14 protein-coding genes are annotated in these 17,280 nt (G+C 45.2%); 13 read left to right on the top strand and 1 reads right to left on the bottom strand.

The window, feature by feature from the left end:
- The first annotated feature begins 1 nt into the window (after position 1).
- Together B0H50_RS01970 and B0H50_RS01965 are read left to right on the top strand one after the other, a co-directional pair.
- Positions 2-667 (top strand): DUF975 family protein, encoded by a 666-nt coding sequence (locus B0H50_RS01970; RefSeq protein ID WP_106197596.1) that lies wholly within the window; start codon positions 2-4, stop codon positions 665-667.
- Between the two features lie 9 nt (positions 668-676).
- On the top strand, positions 677-961 hold the full coding sequence (locus tag B0H50_RS01965; RefSeq protein WP_106197597.1) for a GIY-YIG nuclease family protein: 285 nt from the start codon (positions 677-679) through the stop codon (positions 959-961).
- 19 nt (positions 962-980) lie between these two features.
- Here the strand turns inward: B0H50_RS01965 and B0H50_RS01960 are convergent, their stop codons facing one another.
- Complete coding sequence (locus B0H50_RS01960) at positions 981-2,150, bottom strand: TraB/GumN family protein (RefSeq protein ID WP_106197598.1); 1,170 nt, start codon at positions 2,148-2,150, stop codon at positions 981-983.
- Between the two features lie 85 nt (positions 2,151-2,235).
- Between B0H50_RS01960 and B0H50_RS01955 the strand changes: the two genes are divergently transcribed.
- The 11 genes from B0H50_RS01955 to B0H50_RS01900 all read left to right on the top strand — a co-directional run bounded on the left by B0H50_RS01955 (position 2,236) and on the right by B0H50_RS01900 (position 17,280).
- Positions 2,236-2,970, top strand: a complete 735-nt coding sequence (locus B0H50_RS01955; protein ID WP_173314950.1) for a hypothetical protein — start codon at positions 2,236-2,238, stop codon at positions 2,968-2,970.
- 39 nt (positions 2,971-3,009) lie between these two features.
- A complete protein-coding gene (gene cmk, locus B0H50_RS01950; protein WP_199219600.1) occupies positions 3,010-3,681 on the top strand; it encodes a (d)CMP kinase in 672 nt (223 codons plus the stop codon).
- 32 nt (positions 3,682-3,713) lie between these two features.
- The gene (locus B0H50_RS01945) at positions 3,714-5,462 is read left to right on the top strand and encodes a 30S ribosomal protein S1 (RefSeq protein ID WP_106197599.1); all 1,749 of its coding nucleotides are present in this window, start codon (positions 3,714-3,716) and stop codon (positions 5,460-5,462) included.
- Between the two features lie 185 nt (positions 5,463-5,647).
- Positions 5,648-8,170, top strand: coding sequence for a VPS10 domain-containing protein (locus B0H50_RS01935; protein WP_109587163.1), 2,523 nt, complete (start codon positions 5,648-5,650; stop codon positions 8,168-8,170).
- A 117-nt stretch (positions 8,171-8,287) separates the two neighbouring features.
- Positions 8,288-8,812, top strand: a complete 525-nt coding sequence (locus B0H50_RS01930) for a hypothetical protein (protein WP_106197601.1) — start codon at positions 8,288-8,290, stop codon at positions 8,810-8,812.
- A 15-nt stretch (positions 8,813-8,827) separates the two neighbouring features.
- Positions 8,828-10,021, top strand: coding sequence for a formate-dependent phosphoribosylglycinamide formyltransferase (purT, locus tag B0H50_RS01925; RefSeq protein WP_106197602.1), 1,194 nt, complete (start codon positions 8,828-8,830; stop codon positions 10,019-10,021).
- Between the two features lie 63 nt (positions 10,022-10,084).
- Entirely contained in the window at positions 10,085-11,107 is a 1,023-nt protein-coding gene (locus B0H50_RS01920; protein ID WP_109587162.1) for a histidine kinase N-terminal 7TM domain-containing protein, read from the top strand.
- Positions 11,100-13,868 (top strand): DNA polymerase I, encoded by a 2,769-nt coding sequence (gene polA / locus B0H50_RS01915; RefSeq protein ID WP_109587161.1) that lies wholly within the window; start codon positions 11,100-11,102, stop codon positions 13,866-13,868. Before B0H50_RS01920 ends, polA begins: the two co-directional genes overlap by 8 nt.
- 62 nt (positions 13,869-13,930) lie before the next feature.
- Positions 13,931-14,599, top strand: a complete 669-nt coding sequence (locus tag B0H50_RS01910) for a LemA family protein (protein ID WP_106197605.1) — start codon at positions 13,931-13,933, stop codon at positions 14,597-14,599.
- A gap of 48 nt (positions 14,600-14,647) precedes the next feature.
- The gene (locus tag B0H50_RS01905) at positions 14,648-16,354 is read left to right on the top strand and encodes an MAG1210 family protein (protein ID WP_106197606.1); all 1,707 of its coding nucleotides are present in this window, start codon (positions 14,648-14,650) and stop codon (positions 16,352-16,354) included.
- Complete coding sequence (locus tag B0H50_RS01900) at positions 16,351-17,280, top strand: aldo/keto reductase (protein WP_106197607.1); 930 nt, start codon at positions 16,351-16,353, stop codon at positions 17,278-17,280. The genes B0H50_RS01905 and B0H50_RS01900 overlap by 4 nt, the downstream gene beginning before the upstream one ends.

The raw sequence follows: 17,280 nt of genomic DNA, 5'->3' as shown, positions 1-17,280 counted from the left end.
AATGCAAAAATTAAATCCGAGAAAAATTAAAGAAACGGCTTGCGATAAACTAGCAGAAGCGTGGGGCTTTGGCGCGCTCGCTTGTATTGTGTATTGGGTTGTTTCGATGATCGCTTGCATTCCACAAGGAAGTGCTCCGCCGAATTCTCGCTTACAGCTTTTATTGACTTTTATTTATCTGTGCCTGACTCCGGTTTTGCAATTTGGATTTATCGCTTGTTTTTATGAAATTGCCCGCAGCCGCAAAAAATTGTTGAAGTTACTTTTTGTTGGATTTAGCAACGGCTTTTCTTATTTTTTCAAAGTCTTTTTGACGACGTTTCTCGTGGGAATTTTTACGACGCTGTGGACTTGCCTTCTCATTATTCCAGGAATTATCAAATGGTTTTCGTATGCGATGACGCCGTTTGTTTTAATGGATCATCCGGAATATTCACCGCTTCAAGCGATTTGTGAAAGTCAAAAATGGATGGCGGGACACCGCATGGAATTATTTAAATTGATGTTGCATTTTTGGCCGTGGATTCTTTTGGGATTTTTCACATTGGGAATCGCTTATCTTTGGGTCGCGCCTTATATGATTACTGCGATTGCAGAATTTTATTTGCAGCTGAAAGAAATTCAAAAAGTTTCGGCAAATGCGAAATCAGTAAATTCCGAAAATTAAAATTTTAAAATGCCACATTACGTTTATATGTTAGAATGCAAAGGCGGGCGAATTTATACCGGCTACGCAACGGATGTGCAAAAACGTTTTGAAACGCATTGCGCGGGCAAAGGCGCAAAATTTACACGCGCTTTTCCTCCAGAAAAAATTCTCAAAGTTTTTGAACTTAAAACCAAGCACGATGCTTTGCGTTTAGAAGCGCTCATCAAACAAAAAAGCCCCGCTGAAAAAAGAAAAATCGTCGAAGGCAAAGACGATTTTTCATTAACAGATAATTTGCAAAGAGAAATTTAGCGCACTCCGTGCAGGGAATTTAGAATGCTTTATAAATTCCCACGAGGGCGATGATTTTGCCGATGATAGCGGGGAAGCCGGGAAGTAAAAAGCAGAGAATGATTCGTGTGACGCGATTTTTCCACCAACGAGAAACTTTCCAAATATCTTCGGTCACGGTTTCAAATTCCGAAACGCGTGGCGGTCGCATATACGCTTGCACAAGGGCGACGAAAAATCCAACGCCGATGAGAGGCGTAAGCCCTGTAAATGGAGCGGCGACAAGTGCGGTTAAAATTGCGAACGGATGTGCGCCTGCGATAATGGCTCCGAGCATTGCTCCGCCGCCTGTATATAAAAACCAGTTGAGAGTGACTTCGCCCGCTTTATCCAAACCCGAATGGATGCCGACGCCGATAATCGAAGCGATAATCGCTGCGGTAATTGTCCAACCGAGGATTTTAAAAATCGGCGAAGACGGTTTGATTTCGCACAATTTTTCTTCGGCGGGAAGCGGTAAATTTTCTTCAATAATTTTTTTGATGCCTGCGACATGACCTGCGCCGACGACGGCGAGAATTTTTTTGCCCGGAGCATTGCGAATTCGACTGGCGAGATATTGATCGCGCTCGTCAATTAAAACCGATTTGACTTCGGGGAAAGTTTTCCCAAATTCTTGCATCATCGATGACAATGAATCTTGTTCGCGGATGCGTTTCAATTCTTCTTCGCTGACTTCGGTCTTGTCAAAAAGGCTCGAAAAAAGCGATGCGATGAGAGAAAATTTTCGGAACCAAGGCGTGCAACTCCAAGTCCGTTTTAGAGTGACTTTGATGTCGCGGTCGGCGAGGACGACGGGAATTGACGCAGAGCGCGCTGCAAGAACTGCGCCGTAAAGTTCTGCGCCGGGACGCACACCGGTCGAAAGGCCCATTCGCTTTTGATAAGAGCCCAAAACGAGATTGGCGATGAGTGTTCCGAGTTGATGTTCGCGGATAATTTTTTTGAGGTCGGTTTTCTTCCAACGATCGGGATCTTCTAACGATTTCAGACGACCATCGTCCAATTCGACGCAGACGGTATCGGGATGTTCTTCTTCAATCGCTTGGGCGACTAAATCCCGCGATTCCTTCGAAATGTGAGCAGTGCCCACTAAAATAAATTCTTGATCTCCGCGTTGAATTCGGCAAATGTCTGTATTTTCACTCATAGAAGTAATGATAGAATTTTTCCAAAATCTGTTAAACAAAAATTTGTTTATATTTTTGACGAAATATATCTCGGAGGATATAGAGATGAAAAAGGTGGTCTTGGGTTTGATATTCGCATGCTTTGTCGGCTGCGCCAGTGTGCAGCCTGACGATCCCACTGCGATTAACGATGCATTGGTCGGTTTTACAGTGAATTCTCAAGCAGAACACTGGCCCGAAGCTTTGCGTTTTGTAACGCCAGATGAAGCGGACGAAATTACCGACGAAGCGGGTTTAATGAAAGAAGAATACCGCTTGGCGGCAAGTCGTCTTCGCATTTCGGCTTTGAAGCGGATGCCGTGGAAGGTCGATAGTCGCGGACGTTTGATTGGCATTAAGCCGGTTCTCGATGACTTTAATAAAAAGTATGTCGTCTCGGATGCCGAAAAACATGTCGGTTCGAATTTGGAACAGATGCGCCAAGATCGTATTAACCGCACCCTCGAAAAGGGTAAGCGCATTATGGCGGGCGAAGACGAAGAAGCGCAGAAAGAACCTGAAGTCGAGGTTTACACGAATAAGCTTACCGAAGATGAAAAGCGCAAATACGGAAGTACCGGTGAATTGCGTCGCCCTGATGAAGAATTTGACGGCGAATCGTCTTCTACTTCGAGCGAAGAATCTTCGGATCCGTATTCTACTTCGGACAGCGAATCTTCGTATGAAAGCTCTAGCCCCGACGAAGGCTCTCAAGTTTTTGAACCGGAAAATTCGGGAGTCGAAGAAGATGGTTACTACGGACCGGATGACGGTTCGAACGGAGCAACTTCGGATTTCTAAAAAACGAATCGCTTCGAATTAAACTATCTTTGCAAAACTTTGAATACGAAAAAATCCCATATCATTGTTGCGATTGACGGTCCGAGCGGAACGGGTAAAAGCACCACCGCAAAGATCGTCGCCAAAGATCTCGGTCTCACTTATCTCGATACCGGGGCGATGTATCGCGCAATTACATTTGCGGCTTTGGAAAAAGGAATTGCTCCCGAAAATTCTTCGGGAATTGACCAGCTTCTTCGGTCAACTCGCATCCGTTTTGATGATCAAAATCAAATTGTGATAAACGGCATTAACCGTGAAAAAGAAATCCGCGGCAAGCAAGTCTCGGAAGCGGTTAGCCCTTATAGCGCAATTCCCGCCGTGCGTAAAACTTTGACAGAATGGCAGCGCGAAATCGCAAGCGAACGCAGTTGCATTCTCGATGGCCGCGATATTGGAACAGTCGTATTTCCGCACGCCGATTTTAAATTCTTCCTCGTGACCGATCTCAAAGTCCGCGCGCAACGCCGCTTTTTGGAATGCCAAGAAAAAGGCATTGCGATGACTTTAGAAGAAATCGAAAAGAATCTCGCCGAACGTGACCGAATCGATTCGTGTCGCGCAACGGCTCCGCTCAAAAAAGCGGATGATGCATTTGAAATTGACACTACACAACTCTCAATACAACAACAGGTAAAGATCATCGAAGACCGCGTAGGTGTAGTGGCGTAGCCTCGATGACTTTTCCGCAACCCCAAATTATTATGTCTCAAAAACTCAAATTCGGTACTGACGCAGACCTCCAAGAAATCCTCGCTGCAGAACAGGAACTCGGTGCAATTAACACTGACGCTGGTGCAGAAGCTTATGCTGGCATGGAAGGCCTCGAAGCAGGCAAGGTCGTCACCGGTAAGATTAGCCAGGTCAACGATCAAGAAGTTCTCGTCGATGTGAACTTCAAGTCCGAAGGCGTCATTTCCCGCAATGAATTTAAAGACGACGAAGTTCCGGAAGTTGGTTCCGAAATCGAAGTTTACATTGAAAAGCTCGAAGACGAAGACGGCCGTCTCGTTCTCTCGAAGCAGAAGGCTGACTTTGTCCGCGTTTGGGAACGTATTCATCAAGCATTTGAAAACAACGAAATCGTTAAGGGCACACTCACGAAGCGCATTAAGGGCGGCGTGGTCGTCGATCTCTTCGGTATCGATGCGTTCCTCCCGGGTTCTCAAATTGATCTCCGTCAAATTCCGGATATCAACGCCCTCATCGGTCAAGAATTCGAACTCAAGGTTATCAAGGTTAACAAGGCTCGTCGTAACATCGTCGTGTCTCGTCGCGTCGTCCTCGAAGAACAACGCAACAGCCAACGCGATAAGGTTCTCGAAAACCTCGAAAAGGGTCAAGTCCGCAAGGGTATCGTTAAGAACATCACCGACTTCGGTGCATTCATTGACCTCGGCGGCGTAGATGGCCTCCTCCACATCACCGATATGAGCTACAAGCGCATCAGCCATCCGTCTGAAGTGGTGAAGCTCGGCGACGAAGTGGAAGTCATGGTTCTCGACTTCAACGACAAGAAGGAACGTATTTCTCTTGGCATGAAGCAGCTCCGTCCGCATCCTTGGAAAGACATCGCTGCCCGTTATCCGGAAGGCATGGTCGTCAAGGGTAAAGTTGTTTCCATCACCGATTACGGTGCATTTGTGGAACTCGAAGACGGTATCGAAGGCCTCATTCACGTTTCCGAAATGTCTTGGACTCAGCATGTGAAGCACCCGTCCAAAATCCTCGCCGTTGGCCAGGAAGTGGAAGCGGTTGTTCTCAAGGTCGAAGAAGAACAAGAACGCATTTCTCTCGGCTTGAAGCAGCTCGAAGAAGATCCGTGGGAACAGATTGATAAGGAACTTCCGCCGGGCGCACGCGTTGTCGGTGAAATCCGCAACCTCGCATCCTTCGGTGCATTCGTGGAAATCAAGGACGGCGTTGACGGCCTCATCCACGTTTCGGATATGTCTTGGACGAAGAAGATCAATCACCCGTCTGAAATGGTGAAGAAGGGTGACAAGGTCGAATGCGTCGTGCTCGCTGTCGATAAAGAAAAGCGTCGCATTTCTCTCTCCATGAAGCACCTCACCGAAGATCCGTGGGATAGCGTTGAAACGACTTATCCGGTGAACTCTGAAGTGACTGGTAAGATTGTTCGCTTGCTCGACCGCGGCGTTGTCGTGGAACTCCCGAATGGTCTCGAAGGCTTCATTCCGGTTTCGAAGCTTACTGCGGAATACATCAAGGTTCCGGCAGATGCTTTCAAGGTCGGCGACGAAGTTCCGGCTGCTGTCACTGAAATTGATCAGACCAACCGCAAGATTTACCTCTCTGTGGTGGACTACTTCAAGAACCGTGAATCGGCAGAACTCAAGGCTTGGATGGAATCTCACAAGCCGGGCGAAAACGGAACCACTATCGGTGAATCCGTGAAAAAGTCCAAGAAGTCTGAAGAAGAATCCAAGTAATTCTTTGAATGGATTTCAAAAATTCCCTCGTGCAAACGGGGGAATTTTTTTGAAAAAAAGTTTTCATGAAATGTTGCGTTTTGCAAATTATTTTGCAAAACTTTTTTGCGTTTTAAAATTTCGCTTGGCGGATTCTCGGCGTTTCGAAAAATCAGAATATACTTTTCTAGAAAAAGGAGTCTTTTATGCATTTTTCAAAAATTTTTGTTCCGATTGCATTGGGCTTAGGCGTATTTTGTGCCGATGCGTTTGCTGTGGAAAGTTACGAATGGGGAAATGTTCGCTTTGATGGCGGCGGATTTGTGTCCTCGGTGATTTTTCATCCGACTGCAAAAAATTTGCTTTATGCGCGCACTGATGTGGGCGGAATTTATCGCTATGATTTTTCAACGCAGCATTGGATTCCGTTGATGGATTTCATCAGCGAAAACGATAAAGGTTTATATGGAACGGAATCGTTTGCGCTTGACCCCACAGATCCGACCCGCATTTATGTGCTCGCGGGCACGGGATATTTTAGCGATGGACGCACGGCGATTTTTCGCTCCACCGATCAAGGTGCCAACTGGGACACGACTTATGTCGAAATGCTTGCGCACGGAAACGGTATGGGACGTCAAACCGGCGAAAAGTTAGCCGTTGACCCGAACATGCCAAACATTATCCTTTGCGGTTCGCGGACCAAAGGCGTTTACAAAAGCACGGACTACGGCAAAACTTGGACAAGCCTTTACAAAGTTGCGTTATCCGATGCAACGGGAAATTCGTTAACAAATGTAAACGGCGTAAGCTTTGTGATTTTTGACGCATCGCAAGGGAAACTTGCGGACGGTTCAACGAAAACAATTTATTTAGGCTTATCCGAAACGGCGGATAATTTACAAGTCAGCCAAGACGGCGGAAAAACTTGGAATACAATTAAAGGCGGCCCCGCAGGCTTAATGCCGCACCGCGCAAAAATTGTAAATGGCAATATGTACATTACATTTGCTGATGGCCCAGGTCCTCATAGCATTACAAAAGGTGCCGTTTACAAGCTCAATTTAGCGAGCAACACTTGGACAGATATTACTCCAAGCGATGGCTCAGAAAAAGACAACAGTTCTTATGGCGGCATTGCAATTGACCCTACCGACGAAAAGCATCTCGTCGTTTCAACTCTTGGAAAATACACTGGGCGTCATTTAGCGGCAAATGGCAAAGACAATTACGGCGATCGCATTTATGTTTCAACCGATGGCGGTAAGTCTTGGATTCACGGGCAGCATTACGACGACGGCACAAATATCGATGAAAACGGAACCTTGTGGATTCCAGGAAACGCTATTCACTGGGCAGGTTCCTTGGAATTTAACCCACAAAATCCAAAAGAAGTTTGGGTCACATCGGGTAACGGAATTTTCCAAACCGACGACATCACGAAAAAAGTTCCTCTTTGGAAATTCCAATCCAGAGGAATTGAAGAAACGGTGCCTTTGGATATCGTAAGCATTCCGGATGGTCCGCTTGTGACTGCAATTGGCGACTACGACGGCGGCGTTTACACAGACATCAATTCGCCGGTTATTCGCCATTCTCCGACGGTTGGCACGACCGAAAGCATGGGCTATGCAGCGCAGACAGGAACCCTTGTGCGTACAGGAGTCGTCACCGTTTACGGCCAATATGAATCGATCAATTACAACAAAATGTATCGCTCCGATGATTTCGGCGCCACGTGGGATTCGATTGGAACTCCGAAAGGGGCAAAAGGTTTAGTTGTTTTATCGTCTGACGGAAAAGTCATTTTACATCGTCCGGAGCAAAGTGCACAAGTTTACCGCTCCGATGATAACGGAAAAACTTGGACAACGATTGAAACGGGTGAACAAACGCAATATGCAAGAATCGTCGCAGACCCTGTTGATGCAGACGTTTTCTATGTGATGAATTCGATGGGTAGGCTGTATGTTTCAACGGATGCTGGAAAAACATTTACCGAAGCTGCAAATCGTTTACAAAATGAGTCTGCAGGCGTTTACTATAATGGTTCGGGTTTAATCCGCACCGTTCCCAAACGCGAAGGTCATTTGTGGGTGCCGATGGATCAAGCTCAAGTTTGGCTTGCCAAAGGTTACTCTGAAAATGGACTTGCTTACACAGAAGATGGCGGTGCATCGTGGAATAAATGCGAAGGCGTTTCAACAGCGATTGCGGTTGGCTTAGGCAAAGCAAAAGAAGGCGAAGATTACGAAGCGATTTACATTTGGGGAATCGCAGGCGGCGCAGATAAGCCGCTAGGCATTTATCGTTCAACCGATAAAGGAAAAACTTGGGATCGCATTAACGATGACAAACATCAATTCGGCGGCCCCGGAAACGGAAACTTCGTCGTGGGCGATTTCAATCACTTTGGTGCTGTTTACATGAGCACGGTTGGACGCGGACTTATTGTTGGCGCACCGAAAGGTTCGATACTTCCGATTCCGACGACGATGCGTTCGCAGTTCTCAATTGCGATGCAATTAAACGGCAGAAATTTAATGGTGAACGCACCGGCAAATAGCACGCTAAAACTTTTCGGCGTTAACGGAAAACTCTGCTTGCAAGAAAAAGTCGGCGCGAATTCTAGCGTCTCGCTTGAAAAAATTCCGGCGGGCAAATGGATGGCGAAAGTGGTTTCATCGCAAGGGAAAACGCTTTCGTCCACGGCGCTTGTCGTCAAATAAAAATTCTCTGTTCCCTCCAAAAAATCCCGGCGAATTCGCTGGGATTTTTTTTGCGAAAAAGTGCGGAGAAATGAGAAAATGAAAAACAGAATTCTTAAAATTTTTTAAAATTATTTTATGAAGAAATTTCAAATCGTCGCAGCAATTTTCAGCTTTTTCTGCGCACCGCTTTTTGCGGGAATGGATTCCGAAGAACGCTTGACTTTGCAAGAAGAGGAATTGCGTCTACTTCAAGAAACTTATGATTTTCAAATCAATCAAACGATGGCAGCTTTAAATGAATCGGATTCTTCGGCATTTTTTAATGCTCGCGCCGAAGGAAAATATGTCACGTGGAAAGATTTCGGAATTGAAATGCCTGCGCTTCAAGCGTTTACGGTGAAAGAAGTTCCTTACGGATATTCGGTGAAAACGAAATGGAATGCGCGGGAAACGGTGACAATTCTCGTCTTTACGCGCGATGATGATTTGTATTATCAAGTCACGATTGGCAAAGGTGCATCGAATGATTTTACGCGGATGGTCAAAGCGATTTTTGAATCCGACGGAGAAACGACTTCACGCGAAGGCACTCCTTGCGATAGCAAAGCGGTTTCTTGCTTGAACGGCTACGAAAAAGGCACTCACGGCAAAAATAAATAGTCACGGAGAATAATTATGGCAGAACTCGGAACTCTTGGAACTCCTCTTAGCAAAAGCGCAACGCGCGTTCTTTTTTGCGGAGCGGGAGAACTCGGCAAAGAAGTCATCATCGAGATGATGCGTTTAGGCGTTGAAACGATTGCAGTCGATCGTTATGCAAATGCGCCGGGAATGCAAGTGGCGCATCGCAGCCATGTCGTGAATATGCTCGACGGAAGTGAACTGCGTCGCATTATCGAAATGGAAAAGCCCGATTACATTGTGCCCGAAGTCGAAGCGATTGCAACGCCGACTCTCGTGGAACTTGAAAAAGAAGGCTATCATGTGATTCCGACTGCGATGGCAACGCGTTTAACGATGAACCGCGAAGGCATTCGCCGTTTAGCCGCCGAAGAGCTCGGACTCAAAACTTCGCCGTATCAATTTGCGGATAACGAAGAAGAATTTAAAGCGGCTGTCAAAAAGGTGGGCATTCCTTGCGTCGTCAAACCGGTGATGAGTTCATCGGGTCACGGACAAAGTACGATTAAATCCGAAGCTGACATTGAAAAAGCGTGGAACATTTCGCAGAACGAAGGCCGCACCGGAAAAGCTTCGCGCGTTATCGTCGAAGGATTTGTGCCATTTGATTATGAAATTACACTTCTCACGGTGCGTCATGTCGGCGGAACAAGTTTCCTTGAACCCGTGGGACATCACCAAGTGAACGGTGATTATCAAGAATCGTGGCAACCGCAGCCGATGGCGAAAAGCGTTTTGGAAAAAGCGCAAGACATTGCGAAGAAGATTACGGATGCGCTCGGCGGTCGCGGAATTTTCGGCGTAGAAATGTTTGTCTGCGGCGATGAAGTTCTCTTTAGCGAAGTGAGCCCACGTCCACACGATACAGGAATGGTGACTTTAATTTCGCAAGATCTTTCGGAATTTGCTTTGCACGCGCGGGCAATTCTCGGCCTTCCGATTCCGAATATCGCATTCCACGGTCCGTCGGCATCGAAAGCGATTGTCGTCGAAGGCGAATCGGACAAAGTTGTCTTCGGCAATTTGGCAAAAGTTTTGGAAACGCCGGATACGAGCATTCGCCTTTTTGGAAAGCCCGAAGTCGGCGGACATCGCAGAATGGGCGTTCTTTTAGCCCGCGCAAATTCTGTGGAAAAAGCGATTGAAACCGTTAAAGCGATGCGCGAAAAACTCTCGGTAAATTTGTAGAATTTTCTCGTCATCTTGACACAAAAAGCGAATGAAAATCATTCGCTTTTTTATTTTTGAAATATGATTATTACCTATTTAATTTTAATGTTTGCTGTTTCGGTAGTCAATTTATTCATCTTGTATTTTCTCTTCCCGAAAAAGCGATTGAACGCTTATTACACTTCGATTTTTCACTTTTTAATCGTAGCGCAACTCGGGCATGTCTTCTTAGCGCTTTCGACGAATATCGAAGAAGCTTTGCTCGCAAATAAAATCGCCTATATCGGCGCAGCATTTTTCCCGATGCTCGCGTTCCTCGGCGTGTTGGATGTTTGCCAAATTAAAGTGAGCCGAAAAATTTACACCTTACTTTTCTTGCCGAGTTTATTCGTTTTTGCAACTGCGTGCACCGCGGGATTTTTGCCGTGGTATTATATCAGTGCCAAGTATGTTGTGACGATGGGCGTTGGCAATTTTGAAGCGGAATTTGGACCGCTGCATCTTTGTTTTAATTTGATGATTTTGTTTTATATGTTTGCGTGTTTGGGCGTTTGGTTTTACGCTTTCATCCGCAAGAAAAAAGTTTCGCTTTACAACTTAGCGTTCATTGCGATTATCGGCATTGTCTGCGGCGAATCCTTTTTTGTTTCGCGAAAGCTCGGCTCTGATATGCTTGTGATGCCCGCAGTTTATGTAATTATTGAAATTATTCTTCTCTTTATGGCTTGTCGGATGCAACGTTATGATTTGTCATCGCTGATTTTTGATGAAGTAAAAAAGAATGAAAAGAAAGTGGCTTATGTTTCAATCACGTCTGCATTCCGTTATGTGGGCGCAAATGAAAAAGCGCAGACCTATTTCCCTGAACTCAATTATCGTCGAATTGACAGTGAACTCAACGATTCAACAGAAGTCTGCAAAGCGTTCCGCGAAGCGATTGTGCAAACGATGGTCGCTGAAAATTCAACGCATTATTTTCACTTTGGAAATGATTCGTATAAATGCCAAGTGATTTCGGTAAGTTATGGTGGTAAAAGCAGCGGCTATTTGCTGCGCATTGAAAAAGTTTTCTCGGTGCAAAATTTAGGAGTCGTCAATGTCTGAAAAAAGAAAACTTTTATTGTTGGATTCTTTTGCGCTCGCGTTTCGCATGTTTTACGCTTATGCAAAAAATCCGCTCATCAACAAAGACGGCTTGGATGTTTCATTGGTGCACGGTTATTGGGGAACCGTTCTCCGCATTTTAGCAAAGCATAAACCGACACATTTTGCGATTGTCCGCGATGTGAGTGCGCCGACATTTCGCCATGAACTTTATCCCGAATACAAAGCAAATCGCGGCCCGATGCCCGAAGAAATGGCAAAGCAAATGCCGCTTTTGGACGAAGCGATTCAAGTAAGCGGAATTCCTGTCCTCGCCGAAAAAGGTTACGAAGCCGACGATGTTATGGCTGCTGCTGCCGAGGTTGCTTATCGCGAAGGATTTGAAGAAATTTTTCTCATCACAAAAGACAAAGACCTTTCGCAAGTTGTCAACGATCGCATTCATCTTTTTCATTTAGAAAAAGGGGCGGACGGAATTGATTTTGGCCCCGCTGAAGTCAAAGAAAAATACGGAGTTCCGCCCGAACAAATCCGCGATTATTTAGCGCTCATGGGCGATTCTGCGGACAATGTTCCCGGCGTTGCAAAAGTGGGTCCGAAAACTGCAGTGCAACTTTTAACCGAATTTGGATCGTTGGATAATTTGTATGCAAATTTGGATAAAGTGACGAAGAAAGGTTTGCACGATAATTTGGAAAAAGGAAAAGAAAACGCATTCCTTTCTCGTGAATTGGTAACGATTCAATCTTCTCGCGGATTTAAAGGAACATTAAACGAACTCGAATTCCGCGGACTCGAAAGCGATGCATTAGCGAAACTTTTTAAAGACAATGAAATTTTTAGTTTGCTTCGATTCTTAGAAAATGTTCCGTCGAAATCGGGATTTTCGGGCGCATTACCGAAGCGCGAAGCGAAGCCGTTTGAAACGGTCGTGGTGCGCACAACAAAAGCGTTCAACGAAATGACCGCAGCGGTAGAAGCCGCAGAATCGCCGGCGATTTCTGTTCTCTTTGACGGAGAAAATCAAATGGAAACCGCAATTGTCGGCGTTGCATTTGCGACGGAAACGGATAAAGGATTTTATGTTCCGCTCGGCCATACCGATGACATGGGAATTCCTCTGAACAATATCGATACGGAATATTTTTCGGATTGGTTTGTTCCGGCATTTACCATCGCAGAAAAAAAATGGCGCATGTTTTCGGCAAAGACTGCGCTTCATGTGTTATCGCGGGCGATGGACGAACGCGTAGAACCTCCCGCCGTTTTAGATGCGCAAATTGCAGCGTGGTTGCTTTCTCCGGGAGAATCCAAATACGAATTCGAAGAACTTTGCTTGCGTCATGCGGGAATTGAAATTACAGCAAAAGAATCTCTCGTCGGTCGCGGCAAAAATGAAATTCCCATTTCACGAGTCGCTGTAGAAGACGCGGGCGAATATGCTGCGAAAACTGCAGCCGCTACTTTTGAATTATGGGATTCGTTGCAGAAAAAATTGAACGAATGCGGACTCGAAAAACATTTCAATGAAACGGAAATGCCGATTCTTAAAGTCCTCTTCGATATGGAAGAAAACGGCGCGTCCATTCAATTAAAATCTCTCGAAGAATTGTCAAAAGATTTTAGCGAACGCTTGGAAAAAATCACCGAAGTGATTTATCAACTTTCGGGCGGAAAACCGTTTAACATCGCTTCGCCAAAGCAACTTGCCGAAGTTCTTTACGATGATTTAAAATTAAAAGTGTTAAAGAAAACGGCGACAGGCCGCAGCACAGACAGCGCAGTCTTGGATCGTTTACTGCACGAATTTGAACTTTCCGAAGCAGACGCGGCGCTCATTCAAGCGATTTTAAATTATCGCGAAATCAAAAAACTGCAGAATACTTATGTCGAAGTTCTCCCGACTTTGGTGAACAAAGAAACGCATCGTATTCACACGAATTTTGTGCAGTGGGGAACGGCGACGGGTCGCCTCTCAAGTCGCGATCCGAATTTGCAAAATATTCCGGTCCGTTCTGATGAAGGCAAAAAAATTCGCGCAGCATTTGTTCCTGCGGATCCCGAAAATAATGTCATTCTTTCGGCGGATTATTCGCAAATTGAATTGCGTATGCTCGCACATTTAAGCGAAGACGAAAAATTGATCGAAGCGTATAACAGCGGAACCGATATTCATGCGCTGACCGCTGCTGCGGTTTTTGGAAAAGAGCCTTCTGCGGTGACTGCGGACGAACGCCGCCGCGCCAAAGTGGTGAACTTCGGCGTTCTTTATGGCATGACTCCGTTTAGACTTTCTCGCGATTTGCATATTCCGATGGGCGAAGCAAAAGCGTTCATCGACGGCTATTTTAATTTGTATCGCGGTGTCGAAGCTTACGTCGAAAAAATCAAAAAATTTGCGCACGAACACGGCTACGTCGAAACTCTCACAGGTCGCCGCCGCGAAATTCCGGGCATCGATTCTGCGGATCGCACAGAATGTCAAATGGCAGAACGGATGGCGGTGAATACGCCGGTGCAAGGAAGTGCCGCAGACCTCATTAAAACGGCGATGATTCGCGTTGCAAATCGCATTCAAGCAGATTCTCTTCCGCTCACAATGATTCTTCAAGTTCACGATGAATTGCTCTTTGAATGTCCGCGGAATCGTGTAAACGAACTCGGAAAAATTGTGCAGAGCGAAATGCAAAATGCGATGACTCTTCGCGTGCCTCTCGTCGCTTCGGTCGGCTTTGGCGCAAACTGGTTAGAGGCGCATTAAAAGTTGGATTTTTCAGCAAAAAAAATCTACTTTAAAAACAGATTCAAAAGGAAGGAGCTATTATGGCAAACGAATTAGATGAAATGACGGGTCCTGTCAACGAAGCCGGTCGCGATATCAATGTGATCGAAAAACAGTTGCCGGTGAAAGTCGGTTTCGGATCTACATTATTTGAAATTCTTCTCTGGGTTTGCGGAATTATTCCGGGCATTATTTTCTTGTTTATGAAAATTGGTGCGAAGAATTATTTCATGCAACTGCAGCAAAAAATTCAAGCAGACGCTTCAACGATTGACAATTACTTGGAACAGCGCGTTCAAATTTTGCAGAACGTAGCACCGCTCGTCGCCAAAGCAATTGACCTCGATAAAGATGTGATGAAATCGGTGGCGGCTTTCCGCAGCGGTCGCGGGCACTTGACCGAAGAATCTCGCAACGAAGTTTCTCGTGATTTGGATCGCAGCTTCGGACGCCTCTTCCCGCAAGTCGAAGCGTATCCCGAATTAAAAGCACACGCAGCGATTGCCGATGCGATGCAGCAGAATGATTATTTGCAGCGCGAAATTACCGCCGCACGAAATTTGTACAACGATACCGTGAATCAGTGGAATACCGATGTCTTCTCGTGGCCGACAAAGCAAATTGTCGCAGCTCGTGCCGGTTACACGACTCGCATTCCATTTACCGCATCCGCCGAAACAAAAGCGCGCGCTCGTAGCACATTCTTTTAATTCAAAATAACGGAACGCGGGTAGCCAAGCTGCCCGCATTTTATGCTTATGGAAGAAACTGTTTACGATCCGCTCGAACGCTTCAAAAACGAGTACGCAGAACTCTTTTTGCAAAATGCAAAAAATGCGTTCGAAGAACTTTGCCAAGCTTCGCAAATCGATAAAAAAGCGAATCAAGATTTGTGCTTGGAAATTTTCAATTTGACGAATGAAAAAGATTCGTATGAAACATCGCGTTCGCATTGGAAATGGCTTCGCATTTTTTGTTGGATTGCGATTTGCGGACTGCTAACGGTTTGGGGATTTACCGAAGATAATTTGCCGGGAATTATTTGCACAATCATTGCTGTTGGCATCGGCATTTTTATTTTCGCCTATTTAAATGGCGTCATCCGAGAATTAGATGAAGTCATTGAAAATTTAGAATCGAACATCGCCGAGAAAAAAGACGCCGCCTATAAAATTATGCAGCCGCTCAACGAACTTTTCGGTTGGGATATTCCGGCGCAGATCATTCATCAAACAGTTCCGAAATTAGAATTTGATCCGTTCTTTACGCGTGAACGTTTAATGGAATTGCAAAATGAATTTCAATACGATAATTCATTAAATGAAAATTCGTCGATTTTATTTGCGCATAGCGGACAAATTAACGGCAACCCATTTGTCATCGCGAATTCGAAAACCTATGAAATGGGAACGGAAACTTACACGGGACATCTCACCATTTATTGGTCCGATTGGACGATTGGAGCAAATGGAAAAAGGCAACGGGTGCGGCGTTCACAGATATTGACTGCGACGGTGACGAAGCCTTGTCCGCGTTACGGCAAAGTAGGATTTGTCATTTACGGAAACGAAGCGGCTCCGAAATTGGAATTTACGCGGCGGCCTTCTAAATTAGTCGAAGAAAGTTTCATGCAAAATTTCCGTCGCAAACGAAAATTGAAAGAACTCAAAAAATTTTCGCAAAATCTCAAAGACGATTCGCAATACACTCTCATGAGCAATCATGAATTTGAAACTTTATTCGAAACAAAAGACCGCACCGATGAAGTCGAATATCGTTTGCTTTTTACAGCGCTTGCGCAACAGCAAATGCTTTCACTCATCAAAGATAAAACGGTTTCGTATGGCGATGATTTTACATTCTTCAAACAGAAAAAAATCAATGTGATTTTCCCCGAACATTTAACGGCGGCGAATCTCGATACAAATCCAGCGCAATTTGTCGATTACGATTTTAATCATTGTAGACAAAATTTCATGCAAATCAATCAGGAATATTTCCGCGCGGTTTACTTTGCGATGGCGCCACTCTTAGCGATTCCACTTTATCAGCAAATGCGTACGCGCAAAACAATTTATCGCGATGTCGATAAAAATAAATCGTCGTCGTGGGAATGGGAATCGATTGCTAATTATATGGGCGAAGAAAAATTTAAGCCTGCGAAATGCGCAACCGATTGTATTTTGAAAACAGAACTTGTCAGCGATGACGAAAATGGCGATTCCGAAATTGCGGTAACCGCTTACGGATTTCAAGGAATTCCGCAGACAGATTATGTCAATGTTTTTGGCGGCGACGGGCGTTTTCACGCAGTTCCTGTGCATTGGATTTTGTATACGCCGATTAACAAAACAACGCAAATTCGAATTAGCGAAAACGTAAAAGAAAAAGGCGAATCGCATAAAATCGCAGCCGGTGAAATTTATCGCCGCGGAATTTTCTGCAAAAAAACGAGGAAGTTATGAAGTTCATTTCTTTTGGCAAAGAGAAAACTCAAGTTTCGCAAATCATTTTAGGAATGATGCGCACGTCGGAAATGACAACAAAAAATGTCGCCGATTTAGTGAAAGCTTCTCTCGATTGCGGAATCAATTTTTTGGATACCGCTGATTGTTATGGGCTTGGAAAAGCGGAATCGGTATTGGGCGAAGTCTTTGCGCAAAATGCAGAATTGCGGCAAAAAGTTTTTTTGCAAAGTAAATGCGGCATCCGAGTTGATTCGGATTTTACATGGTATGATTTATCAAAAGAGCACATTGTAAATGCGGTAAACGCAAGTCTTTCGCGTTTGAAAACGGATCATTTGGATTCGCTGCTATTGCATCGCCCCGATGCGTTAATGGAGCCCGCTGAAATTGCGCAAGCTTTTGAAATTTTACACCGCGAAGGGAAAGTGTTGAATTTTGGCGTAAGCAATATGAATCCGTTCCAAATGGAAATGTTGCGCACGGAATTGCCTTTTGAAATTGTCGCTGATCAGGTGCAGCTAAGTTGTGCGTTTACGCCGATGATTCAAGCGGGTGTCAATGTGAATTTAGCGAATGACGCTGCGGTCATGCGCGATGGAGGCATTCTCAATTATTGTCAACTGCATCAAATTGCAGTGCAAAGTTGGTCGTCTTTGCAATTCGGATTTTTCGAAGGAACATTTCTCGGTTCCGAAAAATTCCCGCAATTAAATGCCGTGTTAAATCGCATCGCCGAAGAAAAAAAGACGACAGCGGCTGCGGTTGCAATCGCTTGGATTTTGCGCTACCCCGCGAAAATGCAAACGGTCGTCGGCACGACAAAAATAAAGCGCCTCGCCGAAATTGCGCAAGCGACTGAAATCAACCTTTCGAAAAAAGAATGGTATGAAATTTATCTTTCGGTGGGGAATACTCTTCCGTAA

The organism is Hallerella porci (genome assembly GCF_003148885.1).
Lineage (GTDB): Bacteria > Fibrobacterota > Fibrobacteria > Fibrobacterales > Fibrobacteraceae > Hallerella > Hallerella porci.
Note: the sequence above shows the minus strand (reverse complement) of the source record. Positions and strands in the feature narration are given on the sequence as shown.